The sequence below is a fragment of the Micromonospora sp. WMMD812 genome (genome assembly GCF_027497215.1).
Classification (GTDB): Bacteria; Actinomycetota; Actinomycetes; order Mycobacteriales; family Micromonosporaceae; genus Micromonospora.
In genome coordinates this window covers 5,706,045-5,721,808 of record NZ_CP114904.1, presented here as the reverse complement: position 1 = coordinate 5,721,808, position 15,764 = coordinate 5,706,045, and the positions used below count along the sequence as shown (strand labels likewise).

General features: G+C 74.2%; 13 protein-coding genes. 5 read left to right on the top strand and 8 right to left on the bottom strand.

Annotated elements, in window-relative coordinates; all coding sequences use genetic code 11:
• Positions 1–103: 103 nt before the first annotated feature.
• The 4 genes from O7603_RS26515 to O7603_RS26500 all read left to right on the top strand — a co-directional run bounded on the left by O7603_RS26515 (position 104) and on the right by O7603_RS26500 (position 4,867).
• Positions 104–913, top strand: coding sequence for a thrombospondin (locus O7603_RS26515; RefSeq protein ID WP_281572462.1), 810 nt, complete (start codon positions 104–106; stop codon positions 911–913).
• Positions 914–1,253: 340 nt separating this feature from the next.
• On the top strand, positions 1,254–2,069 hold the full coding sequence (ddaH, locus tag O7603_RS26510; protein ID WP_281576817.1) for a dimethylargininase: 816 nt from the start codon (positions 1,254–1,256) through the stop codon (positions 2,067–2,069).
• The gene (rocD, locus tag O7603_RS26505; protein ID WP_281572461.1) at positions 2,066–3,280 is read left to right on the top strand and encodes an ornithine--oxo-acid transaminase; all 1,215 of its coding nucleotides are present in this window, start codon (positions 2,066–2,068) and stop codon (positions 3,278–3,280) included. Before ddaH ends, rocD begins: the two co-directional genes overlap by 4 nt.
• Before the next feature lie 324 nt (positions 3,281–3,604).
• A complete protein-coding gene (locus O7603_RS26500; protein WP_281572460.1) occupies positions 3,605–4,867 on the top strand; it encodes an ISL3 family transposase in 1,263 nt (420 codons plus the stop codon).
• Between the two features lie 239 nt (positions 4,868–5,106).
• Here the strand turns inward: O7603_RS26500 and O7603_RS26495 are convergent, their stop codons facing one another.
• Complete coding sequence (locus tag O7603_RS26495) at positions 5,107–6,258, bottom strand: FHA domain-containing protein (RefSeq protein WP_281572459.1); 1,152 nt, start codon at positions 6,256–6,258, stop codon at positions 5,107–5,109.
• Positions 6,255–6,548: a 4a-hydroxytetrahydrobiopterin dehydratase gene (locus O7603_RS26490; RefSeq protein ID WP_281572458.1), complete on the bottom strand. Its 294-nt coding sequence runs from the start codon at positions 6,546–6,548 to the stop codon at positions 6,255–6,257. The genes O7603_RS26495 and O7603_RS26490 overlap by 4 nt, the downstream gene beginning before the upstream one ends.
• A 245-nt stretch (positions 6,549–6,793) precedes the next feature.
• Between O7603_RS26490 and O7603_RS26485 the strand changes: the two genes are divergently transcribed.
• Positions 6,794–7,555, top strand: coding sequence for a hypothetical protein (locus O7603_RS26485; RefSeq protein ID WP_281572457.1), 762 nt, complete (start codon positions 6,794–6,796; stop codon positions 7,553–7,555).
• 66 nt (positions 7,556–7,621) lie between these two features.
• Here O7603_RS26485 and O7603_RS26480 read toward each other — a convergent pair whose 3' ends face one another.
• The 6 genes from O7603_RS26480 to O7603_RS26455 form a co-directional block, all read right to left on the bottom strand.
• Positions 7,622–8,671 (bottom strand): acyl-CoA desaturase, encoded by a 1,050-nt coding sequence (locus tag O7603_RS26480; RefSeq protein WP_281572456.1) that lies wholly within the window; start codon positions 8,669–8,671, stop codon positions 7,622–7,624.
• Between the two features lie 125 nt (positions 8,672–8,796).
• Positions 8,797–12,162 carry a hypothetical protein gene (locus O7603_RS26475; RefSeq protein ID WP_281572455.1) on the bottom strand — a complete coding sequence of 1,122 codons (3,366 nt, stop codon included), beginning with the start codon at positions 12,160–12,162 and terminating at the stop codon, positions 8,797–8,799.
• Between the two features lie 48 nt (positions 12,163–12,210).
• Positions 12,211–12,531: a divalent-cation tolerance protein CutA gene (gene cutA / locus O7603_RS26470; RefSeq protein WP_281572454.1), complete on the bottom strand. Its 321-nt coding sequence runs from the start codon at positions 12,529–12,531 to the stop codon at positions 12,211–12,213.
• Between the two features lie 9 nt (positions 12,532–12,540).
• Complete coding sequence (locus tag O7603_RS26465; protein WP_281572453.1) at positions 12,541–13,563, bottom strand: 1-acyl-sn-glycerol-3-phosphate acyltransferase; 1,023 nt, start codon at positions 13,561–13,563, stop codon at positions 12,541–12,543.
• Positions 13,563–14,393, bottom strand: a complete 831-nt coding sequence (locus O7603_RS26460) for a patatin-like phospholipase family protein (protein WP_281572452.1) — start codon at positions 14,391–14,393, stop codon at positions 13,563–13,565. The genes O7603_RS26465 and O7603_RS26460 overlap by 1 nt, the downstream gene beginning before the upstream one ends.
• A gap of 141 nt (positions 14,394–14,534) precedes the next feature.
• Entirely contained in the window at positions 14,535–15,596 is a 1,062-nt protein-coding gene (locus tag O7603_RS26455) for a glycosyltransferase family 4 protein (protein ID WP_281576816.1), read from the bottom strand.
• Between the last annotated feature and the right edge of the window lie 168 nt (positions 15,597–15,764).

Below are 15,764 nucleotides of genomic sequence, written 5' to 3'. Positions count from 1 at the left end.
CAGCACACCGGGTGTCGGCAAACGGTCAGTTGGGTATTCCGGGTACGCATCGCGTGGGTGCCACCCGTTCCACGGCCACCCCGCATTCCTCAGGAGGTGTGTTGTGGTCAAGATTCCTTCGCTGTCGCGCCGGTCGGAACCGGCGCCGACGCGGGACGAGAACCTCGACGGCCGCATCGACGGCCGCGACGCCCCGGCCACCAGCGGCCGGGACGGATCCACGCCGGTCGCCACCGGCCCGGACGGATCGACGCCGGCCGGCGCGGACCGGACGGCGCCGACCAGCCCCGCCCCGGCGCGGACGGACCGGGACGCCGACCGGTCGACGCACCGCGGCAATGCCGCGCCCGGCGGCGAGGCGGTCACCGACACCGAGCGGCGGGCCGCGGAGCGGGGCGCCGTGGCGCGTGCGGCCACCGCCCGCCCGGCCGACGCTGGAGCGCGACGCGACCCGGAAACCACCCCGGAGCGCACCGTCGACCGCGGCTCCGACGTCGACCGCGACCGGACGGCGCGCCCGGACGGCACCGAGCAGGTCGCCACGGACGCCGACCGGGTCGAGCCGGCGCGACCCGTGGTGCGCGGCCCCCGGCCGCGGGCCAGCCTGCTCGCCACCCTCGGCCTGGTGATCGGCGTCGCCGGCGCGCTGTTCGTGCTCACCGGCACCCTCGCCGGGTACGGCATCGGGCTCGGCGCGGTCGGCGCGGTGCTCTCCGTGCTCGGGCTCGTCGCCACCCGTCGGCGGCACGTCGCCGGCAAGACGGACGCGCTGTTCGGCATCGTCTTCGGGCTCGGCGCCGTGGTCCTCGGCGTGCTCGCGATGACCGGCCAGTTCGACTGGCCGACCACCGACGGCGACTGGGTCCCGCGGTTCCGGGAGTGGCTTGACTCACAGTTTGTCGACCGGTTCTAGCGGGCACTGTCCGGCTCGCCGGCGATGCGCCGGCGACCAGCGCCGGTGGTGCACCGGCCACAGCCCGACCAGCCTGGTGGTTCACCAGCCGGGCAGACACCCATTCAGGGGCGGCGGTTCGCCGCCCCTGAAGTCTGTCCGGGGTCGGCCCCCACGCGCGTGGCCCCCGCGCTGGCGCAACGATCCGATGCTGATCGTCACTCAGACGCAACGAACAGCCGCCTCGTGCAAGTGTCAGCGGTGGATCCTGCCGACGACGCCGCATAACGTTGAACAACGGCGCCAGCCCGTGGGCCGACGGTGGCCGGGCGCGCCCGACCCTGGGAGCACGACAATGACGATGGACGCCACCCGCCAGCGCTTTCTGATGTGCCGGCCGACGTACTTCGCCGTGGACTACGCGATCAACCCGTGGATGGACCCGACCGCGCCCGTCGACGCCGGCCTGGCGATCCGCCAGTGGGAGCAGCTGCGGCAGGTCTACCGCGACCTGGGCCACACCGTCGACGAGATCACCCCGGTGCCCGGCCTTCCCGACATGGTCTTCGCCGCGAACGGCGGCACGGTGATCGACGGTCGGGCGATGGCGGTGCAGTTCCGAGACCCGCAGCGCGCCGACGAGGCCCCCGCCTACCGGGCCTGGTTCGAGTCCGCCGGCTTCGAACTGTCCGACCCGAAGCACGTCAACGAGGGCGAGGGCGACGTCCTGCTGGCCGGTGACCTGCTGCTCGCCGGCACCGGCTTCCGGACCGCGCACGCCTCGCACGCCCAGCTGCAGGAGGTCTTCGGCTACCCGGTGATCACCATGCAGCTCGTCGACCCGCGCTTCTACCACCTGGACACCGCGCTGACCGTGCTCGACGAGCGCACGGTGGCGTACCTGCCGGAGGCCTTCTCGCCCGGCAGCCAGGCCGTGCTGCGCCGGCTCTTCCCGGACGCGGTGCACGCCACGATGGCCGACGCGGAGGTGCTCGGCCTGAACGCGGTCAGCGACGGTCGGCACGTGGTGCTGCCCGCGCAGGCCACCGACCTGGCCGCCAAGCTGCGCGACCGGGGCTACGAGACCATCGGTGTCGACCTGTCGGAGCTGCGTAAGGCCGGCGGCGGACCGAAGTGCTGCACGTTGCGACTCCGACAGGGAAAGGCAGGCAAGTGATCGACGACATGCTGCGTACGCCGGGCGCGGTGCGGGACGCCGAGCGTTGGACCGCGCACAACTACCACCCGCTGCCGGTGGTGATCTCCTCGGCCGAGGGCGCCTGGCTGACCGATGTCGACGGTCGGCGCTACCTCGACTTCCTGGCCGGTTACTCGGCCCTGAACTTCGGCCACCGGCATCCGCAGCTGATCGCCGCCGCGCACGCCCAGCTCAACCGGCTGACCCTCACCAGCCGGGCGTTCGTCCACGACCAGTTCGCCGACTTCTGCCGCGAGCTGGCCGAGTTGTGCGGCAAGGACCTGGTGCTGCCGATGAACACCGGCGCCGAGGCGGTGGAGACCGGGATCAAGGTGGCTCGCAAGTGGGGCTACCAGGTCAAGGGCGTGCCGGCCGGCCAGGCCAACATCGTGGTGGCCGAGGGCAACTTCCACGGCCGCACGACCACCATCGTGAGCTTCTCGACGGACGAGGACGCCCGCGCGGACTTCGGGCCGTACACGCCCGGGTTCACCGTCGTCCCCTACGGCGACCTGGACGCGCTCACCGCCGCGATCGACGAGAACACCGTCGCGGTGCTGCTCGAGCCGATCCAGGGTGAGCAGGGCGTCGTCGTGCCGCCGGCGGGTTACCTGCCCGGCGTACGCCGGGTCTGCACCGAGCGCAACGTGCTCTTCATCGCCGACGAGATCCAGTCCGGCCTGGGCCGGACCGGCGCGACCTTCGCCTGCGACGACGAGGGCGTCACCCCGGACATGTACCTGCTGGGCAAGGCGCTCGGCGGCGGCATCGTGCCGGTGTCCGCGGTGGCCGCCGACGCCGACGTGCTCGGCGTGCTCAAGCCCGGTCAGCACGGTTCGACCTTCGGCGGCAACCCGCTGGCCTGCGCGGTCGCGGTCGAGGTGGTCCGGCTGCTCGCCACCGGAGAGTTCCAGCGCCGCTCGGCCGAGCTGGGCGCCCGGCTGCACGCCGGCCTGACCGCTCTGATCGGCAAGGGTCTCGTCGCGGTCCGCGGGCGTGGGCTCTGGGCGGGCCTGGACATCGACCCGGCCCTGATGACCGGCCGTGAGGCGTGCGAGCGGCTCGCCGAGCGCGGCGTGCTCGCCAAGGACACCCACGGCTCGACCATCCGACTCGCTCCGCCGCTGGTGGTCACCGAGGAGGAGATCGACCACGCGGTCGCCCAGCTCGCCGCCGTCCTGGCCGGCTGAACGTCGTACTACGACGGCGGGCGTCCGGGATCTGGTCCCGGACGCCCGCCGTCGTTATGCCTGTCGTAGGAGAGGCCGGCCCCGAGCGCCCTCCCCCGGCCCCCGTTGCCCGCCGGGCACCGGACGCCGGGCTTCGGACGCCGGGCTTCGGACGCCGGGCTTCGGACGCGAGGGACCAACTCCGCGAGCGTTATGACTCAGAGGCATATTAATGGCTCTTGTGACGTGTTTGTGGGTGGTTGGGCGCGTCCTTGATGGCGCACGCCGTTGTCCTGCCTAGGTTCTGGCTTGTCGAGGTCAGAACTGGATGGGCGGGAGAACGGCGTGCGTTCTGCCAGGGTATGGGCTGGGCTGCTCGGGGTCGAGCAGGCGGTGGTGGAGGGTGTGGAGTTCGATCCGGACGAGTCGGTGGTGGTGGCTCGGGTGCGGGTGCGTAAGGGCGCGTCGCGGCGGTGTCCGTATTGCCGGCGGCGGTGTGCCCGTTATGACGCTGGGGTGCGTCGTCGGTGGCGGGCGTTGGATCTCGGGACGGTGCGGGCGGTGATCGAGGCGGACGCGCCTCGGGTGTCCTGTCGGGTGCATGGGGTGGTCGTGGCGGCGGTGCCGTGGGCGCGTCACGGGGCGGGGCACACACGGGCGTTCGACGCGACGGTGGCGTGGTTGGCGGTGCACACGGCGAAGTCGGCGGTGTCGCAGCTGATGCGGGTCGGTTGGCGCACGGTGGGGTCGATCGTGGCCCGGGTATGGGCCGATACCGGTGGCCTTGAGGACCGGTATGACGGGTTGCGTCGTATCGGGATCGACGAGGTCAGCTACAAGAAGGGGCACCGGTATCTGACCGTGGTCGTGGACCATGACAGCGGCCGGTTGGTGTGGGCGGCGCCGGGTAGAAGCGCCACCACGTTACAGGCGTTCTTCGACCTGCTCGGTCCCGAGCGGGCCGCGAAGATCACGCACGTGTCGGCCGACGGCGCGGACTGGATCACGACGGTCGTGCGGCGCAGGTGCCCGAACGCGGTCCGCTGCGCCGACCCGTTCCACGTGGTGGCCTGGGCCACCGACGCCGTTGACCGGGTTCGCCGTCAGGCATGGAACGAGACCACCGGGCGAGGAGCCGGCCGCCGCGGTGTCGCCACCGGCGAGGCCCGAGAGCTGAAGAACACCCGCTGGGCGTTGTGGAAGAACCCCGACAACCTCACCGACGCCCAGCAGGCCAAACTCGCCTGGATCGCCAAGACCCATCCCCGCCTGCACCGGGCCTGGGCGTTGAAAGAGGGCCTACGGCTGGTGTTCACCCTGGCCAGGACCAGCCCGACCACGGCGGTCGAAGCCCTCGACCGGTGGATCGGATGGGCCCGACGCAGCCGCATCGACGTCTTCGTCGACCTGCAACGACGCGTCACGCGACACCGCGACCAGATCATCGCCGCCATCGAACACGGCCTGTCCAACGGCCGGATCGAGTCGGTCAACACCAAGATCCGCCTGATCACCCGGATGGCCTTCGGCTTCCACTCAGCCGAAGCCCTCATCGCCCTGGCCATGCTCAGCCTCGGCGGCCACCGACCCGAACTACCCCGACCATGACCCCGACCCACACATCAATCACAAGAGCCATATTTATGCCTCTGAGTCATAACGCTCGCGAGCTGGTTGGCCGCCCGGGGGCGCGTCCGGGCCGGGCCGGCGACGCCGGACCCGGACGGAGCGGGACGCCGGACCCGGACGGACCGGGACGTCTGACCCGGGCGGAGCGGGACGTCGGACCGGCACGGAGCGGGACGTCGGACCGGGGCGGAGCGGAGCCTCGGACCCGGGCAGGGCGGTCAGGGACGGGGTAGGCGCATCGCCATCGTCGGTGCCTCGGCCATCACAGAGGCGGGGGTGAAGGGCGCACCGGTGGGCAGCTCCTCGGCCCGGCCGACCTGCACGCCAGGGTAGAGCTCCACCATGTCGTTCTCGGCCAGCACCCGGGACTGCTGTGGGGCGAGCGGAACGCGTTCCGACTCGGTCATCGAGCCGCCCGGCCGGATGCCCGAGCCGTTCGTGCTGACGTCGGTCACGATCACCTCGCCGACCCGCAGCTCGAGCTGGACGTGGCTGCGGCTGATCCAGCGCCGGGCCTCGTCGTTGAGCCACTGCCCGAGCGTGATCCCACCGTCTCGCTCGGGCGCCCGGCCGACCAGCACCGGCTGCTCCTCGGTGAGCACGAACCGCCGTCGGACCAGTCCGCCGATCCGCACCGCGAGCACCTCGGACCGCGGGCGCGGGCCGGCGTCGCTGAGCCGGGCGCCGTGCCGGGGACAGGTCGGCACGCCACCGCGCAGCGTGGGCGGCGCCTGCCCCACGGGGCTGCTCTGCACCCGGGCCAGGTCGGCGAAGGCGCCGCCGCCACCGCCCCCGCCGAAGAGCGCACAGCCCGGCTCCGGGCACCGCCACCGGCGGGCCAGGAGCTTGACCCCGGCCGGCGACCGGCTGCCCGACACCGGCTTGTCACCGCCGCCGACGTGGGCGATGAAGGCCGGTCCGCCGGCGCCGGGCACCGGGGCGAGAACCCGGCCGGCCTGCTCGACCAGCCAGGGAAACCGGCCCCGCAGGCCGTCGAATCGGACCCGGCTGAGCACCGGCAGCCCGAGCAGGTCGGCGACCTCCAGCATCCGGTCACCCGGGTTGTCGAGCACCTCGACCAACCCGTCGTCGGCCCACCGGCGGACCACCATCCGCTCGTTCGAGGTCAGGTCGGCGTCGGAGAGGAGGGCGCGGTGCACCACGGCGTAGACCTGGACGCTGTCCTCTTCGAGCTGCCGGGAGAGCGCGTCGATCACCATGCCGAGCCGGAGCAGGCTGGCCGGGCGGCCGCCGTCGAGGTCCTGGAAGCGGATCACCTCCGCGAGGTCGACGACGGCCCGGGCCAGGGACGGGTCGATGCAGACGCGGCCCTCGATGGCGTCCAGCACCTTGCTGATCTCGAATCTCATCGGGCACTCCGGATGATCTCGTCGATCCGACGGGCCAACGCGACGTCACGGTCGGTGACCCCGCCGGCCGAATGGGTGACGCAACGGAAGGTCAGGGTCCGCCACCGGATGTCGATGTCGGGGTGATGGTCGAGCTCCTCGGCCGTCGCCGCGACCCGGTCCACCACCGTGATGGCGTCCGGGAAACTGGCCAACTCCACCGTGCGGCTGATGCCGGTGGGGTCTCCCGACCAGCTCGTCAGCCCGCCCAGCTCGTCTTCCACCGCCTCCGCGGTGAGCACGTCTGCCATGCCCAGACCCTACCGGTGCGAGGCGGCGGGGCATCGACAGGCGGTCTCCGGCCGGCGGGGCACGAGGTCGGTCACCCGCCGAATCGGCCCCCACCCGAGCCGGCCGGTGGGCGGCCGCGAGCGGCGGGCGCCACGCCCAGGTATCGACGCGCCCTGTTGGAACAGTTTGGCTAGGCTGGCCAGCGGCCCGGTCGGGATCGACTGACGTCGTCGCCCGGCCCAACCTTCACGAGGAGTAATCCATCATGAGAAGTCGACGGCTGGCGACCGCGGGGGTCGCGCTCGTCGCAGCACTCGGACTCGGTCTGACCGGTTGCGGTAACCAGTCGGGAGCGGACGATCCAGCCGCCAACGGCAACGCGGCACCCGCCACGAGCGCCCCGGCGGACCCGCGTGCCGCGCTGAACGCCGCCGCGCTGAAGCTCAACGAGCAGAGCGTTCGGATGAAGATCGAATCCAGCGTGCTCAAGGGCGACGGGGTGCTGGACCCGAAGACCATGACCGCGGAGATGACGATGACCGCGGGCGGTGGCACGTTCGGCGTCCGGACGGTCGGCGACGACTCCTACCTGAAGATCAGCGGAGTTCCCGGCGCGTCGAAGAACTGGCTGCACGTGAACACCGCCGCGCTCAGTGAGAACAGCCAGTTGAGCGTCATCACCAAGGACGACCCGGTCGGCGCCAACAAGCTCGTCAAGAGCGTGGTGGACGTGCAGAAGACCGGCGAGGGCACGTACGCGGGCACCATGGACTACACCCGCACCGTGCCGAACGACAAGGACATCCAGGCGCTCGGCGACAAGGCCAAGGCCGTCCCGTTCACCGCGAAGGTGGACGCCGAGGGTCGCCTCACCGAGATGACCGTGGACACCAGCGTGCTGCACGAGTCGCTCGGCAAGATGGTGACCACCTACTCCGACTTCGGCACGGCGGTCAAGGTGGCGAAGCCGGCCGCGGGTGAGACCGAGGAGGCTCCGGAGGAGCTGATCAAGGCCCTGAACGGGTAGTTCCGGCCCGGACGGGTGGGGGCGGCGCCGACCGGCACCGCCCCCACCGTCGTTCACCCGCCGGGCTCACCCGCGCAGCGGTCGGCCCACCTCGTGCAGGTGGCCCAGCGCCTGCCGGTACGAGTCGACCAGCCCGGTCTCCTCGTACGGGATGCCTCGCTCGGCGCAGTAGTCCCGCACGATCGGCTGGGCCCGGCGCAGGTTCGCCCGCGGCATGTTCGGGAAGAGGTGGTGCTCGATCTGGTAGTTGAGCCCGCCCAACGCCGTGTCGACGAACCGGCCGCCCCGCACGTTGCGCGACGTGAGCACCTGCTTGCGCAGGAAGTCGAGGTCGTCCTCCGCCGTCGGCATCGGCATGCCCTTGTGGTTCGGGGCGAACGCGCAGCCCATGTAGAGGCCCCACAGTCCCTGGTGGACGGCGGCGAAGACCAGCGCCTTCCCGGGTGACATGACCAGCAGCAGGACGGCCAGGTAGCCGAGGGTGTGCGCGCCGAGAAGCAGCGCCTCGACGACCCGGTGCCGCATCGGGGTGCTGAACCCGCCGGCGGGTTCCCGCCCGACGACCGCCCGGACGCTGGCGACGTGCAGGTTCAGACCCTCCAGCAGCAGCATCGGGAAGAACAGGAACGCCTGCTGGCGGGCCAGCCAGCGGCCGAAGCCCCGGGTGTCGCGCGCCTGCTCGTACGTCCAGACCAGCGCGCCGGCCCCGACGTCCGGGTCCTCGTCCTCGTGGTTCGGGTTGGCGTGGTGCCGGTTGTGCTTGTCGACCCACCAGCCGTAGCTGAGCCCCACGGCGAGGTTGCCGGCGACCAGGCCGACCACCTCGCTCGGCCCCCTCCGACGGAACATCTGCCGGTGCCCCGCGTCGTGGCCGAGGAACGCCACCTGGGTGGTGGCCACCGCCAGCCCGACCGCGACCAGCGCCTGCCACCACGAGTCCCCGACCAGGACCACGGCGACCCAGCCGGCGACGAAGGCGCCCACGGTGAGCACGATCCGGGTCGCGTACCAGCCCGGACGCCGCTCCAGCAGGCCCGCCTGACTGATCCGCCGCGACAACTGTGCGTAGTCACTCCCCCGTCGTACCGGCGGATCCGCCACCGCTCCGAGCACCATCGCCGCTCCCGTTCCTCGTGGTCCGGCCGCCCGTACGGCTCGACCCCCATCATCGAGTCTCCGGAGATCGGTTGCGCTGAGTAACCCTGACAGCCCCCGAATGAGGGGTAGGGCAGGCCCTACCCTCAGCCCATCCGGCCCACCGCGCCCCGAAGCCGGAGCAGGTCCCGCCGGCGGCGCTCGTAGGTGGCGGCCAGCCCGATGAGCGCGAGGCCACCGGCCGCCAGGAAGATCCACCGGGGTAGCAGGTCCCAGCCGCGGACCAGTTCGTGCAGCGCGAGCACGGCCAGGGTCGCGCCGCCGAGCAGCACCGGGGCCTGCCAGCGACGGGTGGAGCCGCCGAGCACCGCCCCGAGCGCCGCGACGCCGAGCAGCAGCCGCCGCCACGGTTGCGGCTCCGGCGCCACCAGCACCGACACCAGGCCGGGCAACAGGGCCGCGCCGAGCCCCGGGCCGAACGCGAGCCAACTGGTCAGCTCCGGCCGGCTCCGCAACGCCGTCAGACCGGCGGCGAGGGCGAGCGCCGCCGCCGGCAGGGTGTACGCCTCGAGCAGCACCACCCCGCCGCTGGCCAGCAGCAGCCAGGCGCCGATCAGCTCGCTGCCGCCTGCGATGCCGGCGAAGGCCCAGCGCCGGTCGACCGGCTCACCCCGGCGCAGCACCCGTACGCCGACCGCGGCACCCCACAGGACGCAGATCGCCGCCGCGTGCCGCAACGCGCCGACGGCGAGCAGGAGCGCGACCAGCGCCACCGCCTGGGCCGCGACGTCCAGCACCCGCCGACGCGATGCCGCTCCGGCGGTCACCGCTGCCGCGGCCAGGGTCAGCGCGGCCACGCCGAGCACGGCGAACGCCGCCTCGCGGAGCGGCAGCCCCCCGGCGAGCGACGCGGCGAGCGCGAAGGCCACGCCCGCCGCTACCGCCGCCAGGCTGCCGACGATCCGCGCCTCGACCCGCCGTCCCGCCGCGCCGGCCACCGTCGCGGCGACCACCAGCACGCCCAGGCCGGCGAGCGTGCCCGCCCGGGTGGCGACCAGCCCGGCCAGGCTGGCGGCCACCAGCGGCAGCCCGACCGGCACGGTGACCGGGACGAGCAGCCGGCGTGGGGCGGCCAGGGCCGCGGCCAGGAGCGCCGCCACACCGAGGAGCAGGGAGACCGCCGGCGTCACCGGCCAGGGCGCTCCGGCCGCGACCAGCAGCACCGGACACGCGGCGGCGGCGAACGGCAGGGCGGCGAGCAGCGCCGTCCACCGCGACGCGCGGTATGCCCGACCGGCCAGCGCCGCGGCGACCGCCAGCACCACCAGGGCCAGCCCGGACGGGAGGGACGCCGGCACCGCGTCCGCCACCGGCGGGCCGGACCAGATCGCGACCGTCCGCCCGTACGGGGTGACCAGCGCCGCCAGCAGCGCCGGCGCGGCCGCGGCCCCGGTCACCACCACGAGGACGCTTCCGCCCGTCCGAAGCACGTCGTCGCCGTGGGATCGCAGACCGGCCGCCAGCGGCAGCACCGCCAGCGCGGCGTAGAGCGCCACCGGCTCGTCGGCGGGCACCAGCACCGGCGCGACGCCGGCCACCGTCAGCGCGGCGGCGAGCGCGGTCGAGGCGTACCCGCCCAGCTCGGGCCAGTGGCGGCGGACCGCGAGCAGCGCCGCGAACAGCAGCCCGGCGGCGGCCAACGCGCCCCGGGACTGCCACCAGGAGGGCGCGCCGCTGGCGAGGAGGGCGACGGCGACACCGGCCGGCACCGCGAGCAGCGCGGCGGTCAGGGCCGGCCCGGTGACCGCGACCGGTGCCGCGGGTGCCCGACGGCCGAGGGCGGCCACCACCAGCCCGAGCACCACCACCGACCCGAGTGCGGTCAGCGCCCCGACCGGCGCGGCCAGCGCCACGAGCAGCCCGTGCCCCAGCAGCAGCGCCCCCGCGGCGGCCGTGGCCGGCACCGGACCGGCCCACCGAGGACGCCCGGCCACCGCGAGCAGCAGCACCGCGGCTCCGACCAGGTCGACGGCGACCACCGCCGGCCACGGCGACGGCCAGCCGGCGGGCACCGCGAGCAGGGTCACCGCCAGGCCGACCGGCCCGGCCAGCGACCGCACGGCGCGGGGCGCCGACAGCGACACCGCGGCCACGGCCAGCGCCACGGCGACCGGCAGTTGCCAGCCCCAGGCGAGATCCGGACCAAGGCCGCCGCCACCCCACGGCGGCAGTGAACGGCCGACGGTGTTGAGTGCGAACAGGGCGGTGAGCACGACGGTGACCGCCGTCGCGCCGGCCGCCACCAGCAGCGCCGCGACCCGCGGGCCGCGACGCCATCCGGTCGGGAGCAGGACGACGCCCCCGGCCAGCCCCGCCGCGACCACCGCCGTGGCCAGCAGCAGCTCGGACGGGCGCAGCTCGGCCACCGGGCGCAGCAGCCCGGCCCCGAGCACCGGCACGAGCGCCCCGATGGCCACCTGCCGGAACGTCTGGTCACCAGCGAGCAGCGCCGCGCCGGCCACGGTGGCGGCCACCAGGAGCAGCGGCAGGCCGGCCAGCAGCGGCGTGCCCGCCGCCCGGCCCTGCCCTAGCGACACCAGCGCGCCGCCGGCTGCCGCCACCAGCGCCAGGCCGAACCCCGTCCAGGCCAGCACGCGCCCGGCGACCAGCGCCGCCCCGCCGCGCGCCGCCCCCCGGGTCAGGGCGGCCAGCACCGCGAGGTCCAGCAGCGCCACGCCGACCAGCGTCGCCGCCCAGCCGTCAGCGGCCGGCCCGGCCTCCGCGACGAGCAGCGGCAGGACCGGCTGGGCCGCCACCAGTGCCGCGAACCACGGCCCGGTCAACCGGCTGAGCCGGGCGTACCCCGCCGCCACCGCCGCGCTGGCCCCCCCGACCAGCGCGGCGTAGCGGGTGCCGGGCCAGTCGGCCACTCCGCCCAGATCCACCGACCAGGCGGCGTACCCGTCGAGGAGCACCAGGAGCAGCCCCACCGCGGCGAACGTCTCCGCGGTGCCGCGCAGCCCGCGCCGCACCGCGACCAGCGGCCCGGTCAGGGCGAGCGCGGTGAACGCGGCCAGGATCAGCGCCCGCCCGACGATCCCGACGGACGCCCAGGCCACCGCGGTGAAGACCACCGCGGCGGTGCCGAGCAGCAGTCCACCAAGGACGAAGAGCAGACCCTGCATCGTACGGGCCGACGTCTCCGGCTGCCCGGGATCCGCGGGGGGCCGCGGCGGCAGCCGCTCCGGCAGCGGTACGACCGGCGCGGCCACCCGGGCTCGGACGCGGTCGGCCAACTCCGCCCGGCGCTGCCGGGTGTGCTGGAACCGCGCGGCCAGCTCGGCGTACGCGAGCCGCGCCCGCTCCACGTCCGCGCCGAGCGCGACGAGGTCCCGGTCGAGCCGGATCACCTCGGCGGCCTCCCGGTCGGGCGGCCGGCGGCAGCCGGTGCAGCCGCCCATCAGGTCGGCCGGGGCGCCGCACGCGGGGCAGGGGTAGGGGCTGTTCTCCACCGGGCCATCGTGGACACCCGCCGGGTGCCCGGACCAGAGTGCGCGTACTCAGGAACGGGTGTGCTCGTACACCCAGGTCGCGTACGCCGGGTCGCCGCTCTCCACCCGGGTCACCAGGATCTCCGGGACCTCGTACGGGTGGCTGGCCCGGATCTGCTCGACCAGCGCGACCACCCGGTCCGGCGCGGTCTTGAACTGGACCGACCACTCGGTGCTGGTCTCCACCCCGGAGCGCCACCAGTACGTGCTGTCCACCTGCCCGCCCACCTGCGCGCAGGCGGCCAGCCGGCCGGCGACGGCGGCGGCCGCCAGCACGTCGGCGACCGAGCGCGCGTCCACCACCGTCGTCACCACGCTGATCTGGTCCACGACCGCACCCTACGCGGCGCCGTCATGATTGGCCGCTATCCATTCGTCGATCCGCGCCCACCAGTCGAAGAGCCAGTCGATGCGCTCCTGCCGGTCGGCCGGAACCTCCTCCGGCGGCACCGACCAGAACCGCATCACGATCCGCTTGTCCATGGGCAACTCGCGCCAGACATCGGTGACGGTGATCATCCGATCCAGCCCGGTGTGCGCCACGAAGATCACCCCGGCCTCCCGCGCGGCGTCCAGCGCGGCCAGCACCCCGCCGGGCCGCGGGGCGAGCACGTGCCGCATCCGTTCCGCGCGCCGCGCCATCCGCTCCAGACCGAGCGAGCGGAGCCGGGCGATGGCGCGCAGCCGTCGGCGAGGGGTGAAGTTGCCGCCCTCCGGAAAGATCACGAACGCGTCGTCGTCGTCCAGCCCGGTCGCGAGGTGCGCGATCTGCCGCAGCAGCTCCTCTCCCTGGTCGCCGTCCCGCGGTGGCGCGATGAAGCGGTTCGGCAACCGGTTGAGCAGCACGTCGATCGCCGGGTCCCACTGGAGGCTCTCCTTCAGCACGATCCGCGGCTCGCGTCGGAACCAGTTCACCAGCGCGTGGATCAGGATGAACGAGTCGCCGGGCCCGGCGTGCCGGCAGAGCACCAGCTCCGGCCGGCCGGGCAGCGCGGTGTCCGGGTCGGTGCCGACCACGTCGATCCGCAGCCGCAGCGTCCACCGGGCCTGCCAGAACAGCACGCGCAGGAACCAGCCGGCGAGCTGGTAGTGGGCGCGCTGGAAGGCCGGCGAGCGTTCCCGGAGGCCGAAGCCGGCGGCGAGCCAGAGCGCGAAGAGCGCGAGCAGCGCTGCCGCGTCCCAGACCAGGTAGACGCAGCCGATCCAGAGCAGGCGCAGCGGGCGCAGCCGGCCCGGGACCAGCGGTGACAGGGCCACCGCGAGCAGCGCCCAGACCGGCAGCGTGGTGACCACCGCGAACGCGAGGACCACCACGGCGGGCGCCAGCAGCACCCGCCGTACCCACCGCGGTGGCAGTGGCATCAACGCTCCAGGTTGGCCAGGTACCGCCGGGAGGCGGTGTAGGCCCGGCTGATCCGCCGTCCCACCGCCGCCATGTCCCGGTAGGCCCAGGGCGTGTCGTCGCGCGGATTCAGCCCACCGGTGGGCAGCACGTGCACCTCCACCCCGTCGGGCAGGGCTGCCATCTCGCGGAAGAACCGGTGTCGCCGGGCGATCTCGAAGGCGACCTGGGCGATCTCCCAGGGCCGGCGGGGCGGCGACAGCTCCCGCTCGATCCGGCCGACCTGGAGGACGAAGACCCGGGTGGCCCCGGCGGCGACCGCCTCGCCGATCGGGATGGAGTTGACGATCCCGCCGTCGATGTAGTGCGCGCCGTCGATCTCGGTGGGCGGGAGCAGGCCGGGCACCGACGCGGACGCCAGCACCGCCGGAACCACCGGCCCGCTGTCGAACCAGTGCTCGGCGGCGCGCTCGATGTGCGCCGCGCAGCACCGGAAGGGCACCCGCAGGTCGGCGAAGGTGGTGTCGGGCCCGAGCTCGGCCTCGAGCAGCCGGCGCAGCGGTCGGGGTGAGTGCAGGTGGGTCCGGGCCGCGAACCGGCGCAGCTGCCGGGCCACCGAGTCGCCGTACACCTCGCTCGCCTCCGGCGAGGCCCAGAGCCGGACCAGCCGGTCGGTGACCGCCTCGGACGGGTCGGCGGCGACCAGCGCGCCGTTGACCGCGCCGATCGACGTGCCGAGCACGAGATCGGGCTGGATGCCGGCGCGGAACAGGGCGCGCAGCATGCCGACCTCGACCGCCCCGAGCACACCTCCGCCCCCGAGCACGAACGCCACCGGTCCCCCCGCCATGCCGTTCATCCTGGCACGACCGTGCCGCGCGGCGGCCGGCCCGGTCGCCGGCTCGACCCCGGCCGCGCTCGCGACGGGCCGGCGCCGTCCGGCTGGACGCGGCGATCGCCGGGCTGGCCGCCGCCCGGGTCTGAATCGGCGTCAGCGGACGCTGACCGGCGCCGGCTCGCGTACGCCGAGCGCGGTGGCACCGGCGGCGACCAGCCGGTAGACCGCCGTGTAGCCCTCCGCCATCCGGGTGGTCGAGAAGTTCTCCGCCACGTGCGCCACGCAGTCGGCCGGGTCGAGCCGCTCCACCGCCCGCAGGGCCGCCGGCAACTCCGCGGCACCGCGGCAGATCAGCCCGGTCACCCCATCCCGGACCAGCTCCGGCACGGCGCCCCGGCCGAGCGCGACCACCGGCGTGCCCGTCGCCATCGCCTCCACCATCACCATGCCGAACGGCTCCTCCCACTGGATCGGCATGATCAGGCAGCGGGCGTCGACCAGCATCCGCAGCGTCGCCGCCCGATCGGCGTTGAGCACCACCTCGACGTCGTCGCCGAGCATCGGCGCCACCACCTCGTCGTAGTAGCGGCGTTCGGGCGGCTCGTTGCACTTGCCGGCCAGCAGCAGCGGCAGCCCGGCCTCGCGGCAGGCGCGGATCGCGACGTCCGGCCCCTTGTCGGGGCTGAACCGGGCGAGCCAGAGCACCGGCCCCGGGCCGGGCGCGGTCTTCCGCGGGAGCGTCCGCAGGTCAAGCGCGTTGTGCACCGTGCCGACCCAGGGCAGTCCCGGGTTCAGCCGACGCTGGGCGTGTGAGATGGCGACCAGGCCGACCCCCTGGTCGGTGTCGCTGAGCACGTCGCCGTACTCGCCCACCGGGTTGCCGTGCACCGTCGCCACCGTCGGCACCGCCCGCCGCCCGGCGACCAGCGGACCGATGGTGGTGTGGTCGTGGATCACGTCGAAGTCCGCCGGACCGATGCGACGCCGCACCCGAGCCAGGTGGGCCAGCTCCGGCAGCGCCTCGCCGAGTCGCTCGTACTGCACGGCCGGTTCCGTCGAGACGAAGCCCTGCGCGGCGGTGCCGTGCCGGTCGCCGGTGCCGAACAGGGTCACCGCGTGCCCCTGGTCGGTGAGGGCGTCCACCAGCCCCGCCACCACCTGCTCCAACCCGCCGTAGCCGGGCGGGGGCACGGTCAACCACGGCGGGACGACCATGGCGATCCGCAGCGGCCGGTCGTCTGGGCGACCGGTCGGCGGGTGGTTCACGGCCACGAGTCCTCCCGTTGGTCCCCGGAGTGGGCCCTCCGCTGGCTGCCGGTACGCGTGGTCGCCGCCGCTTTCCCCGATGGCATCGATGATAAACCGGACAACCCGGACGTGTGG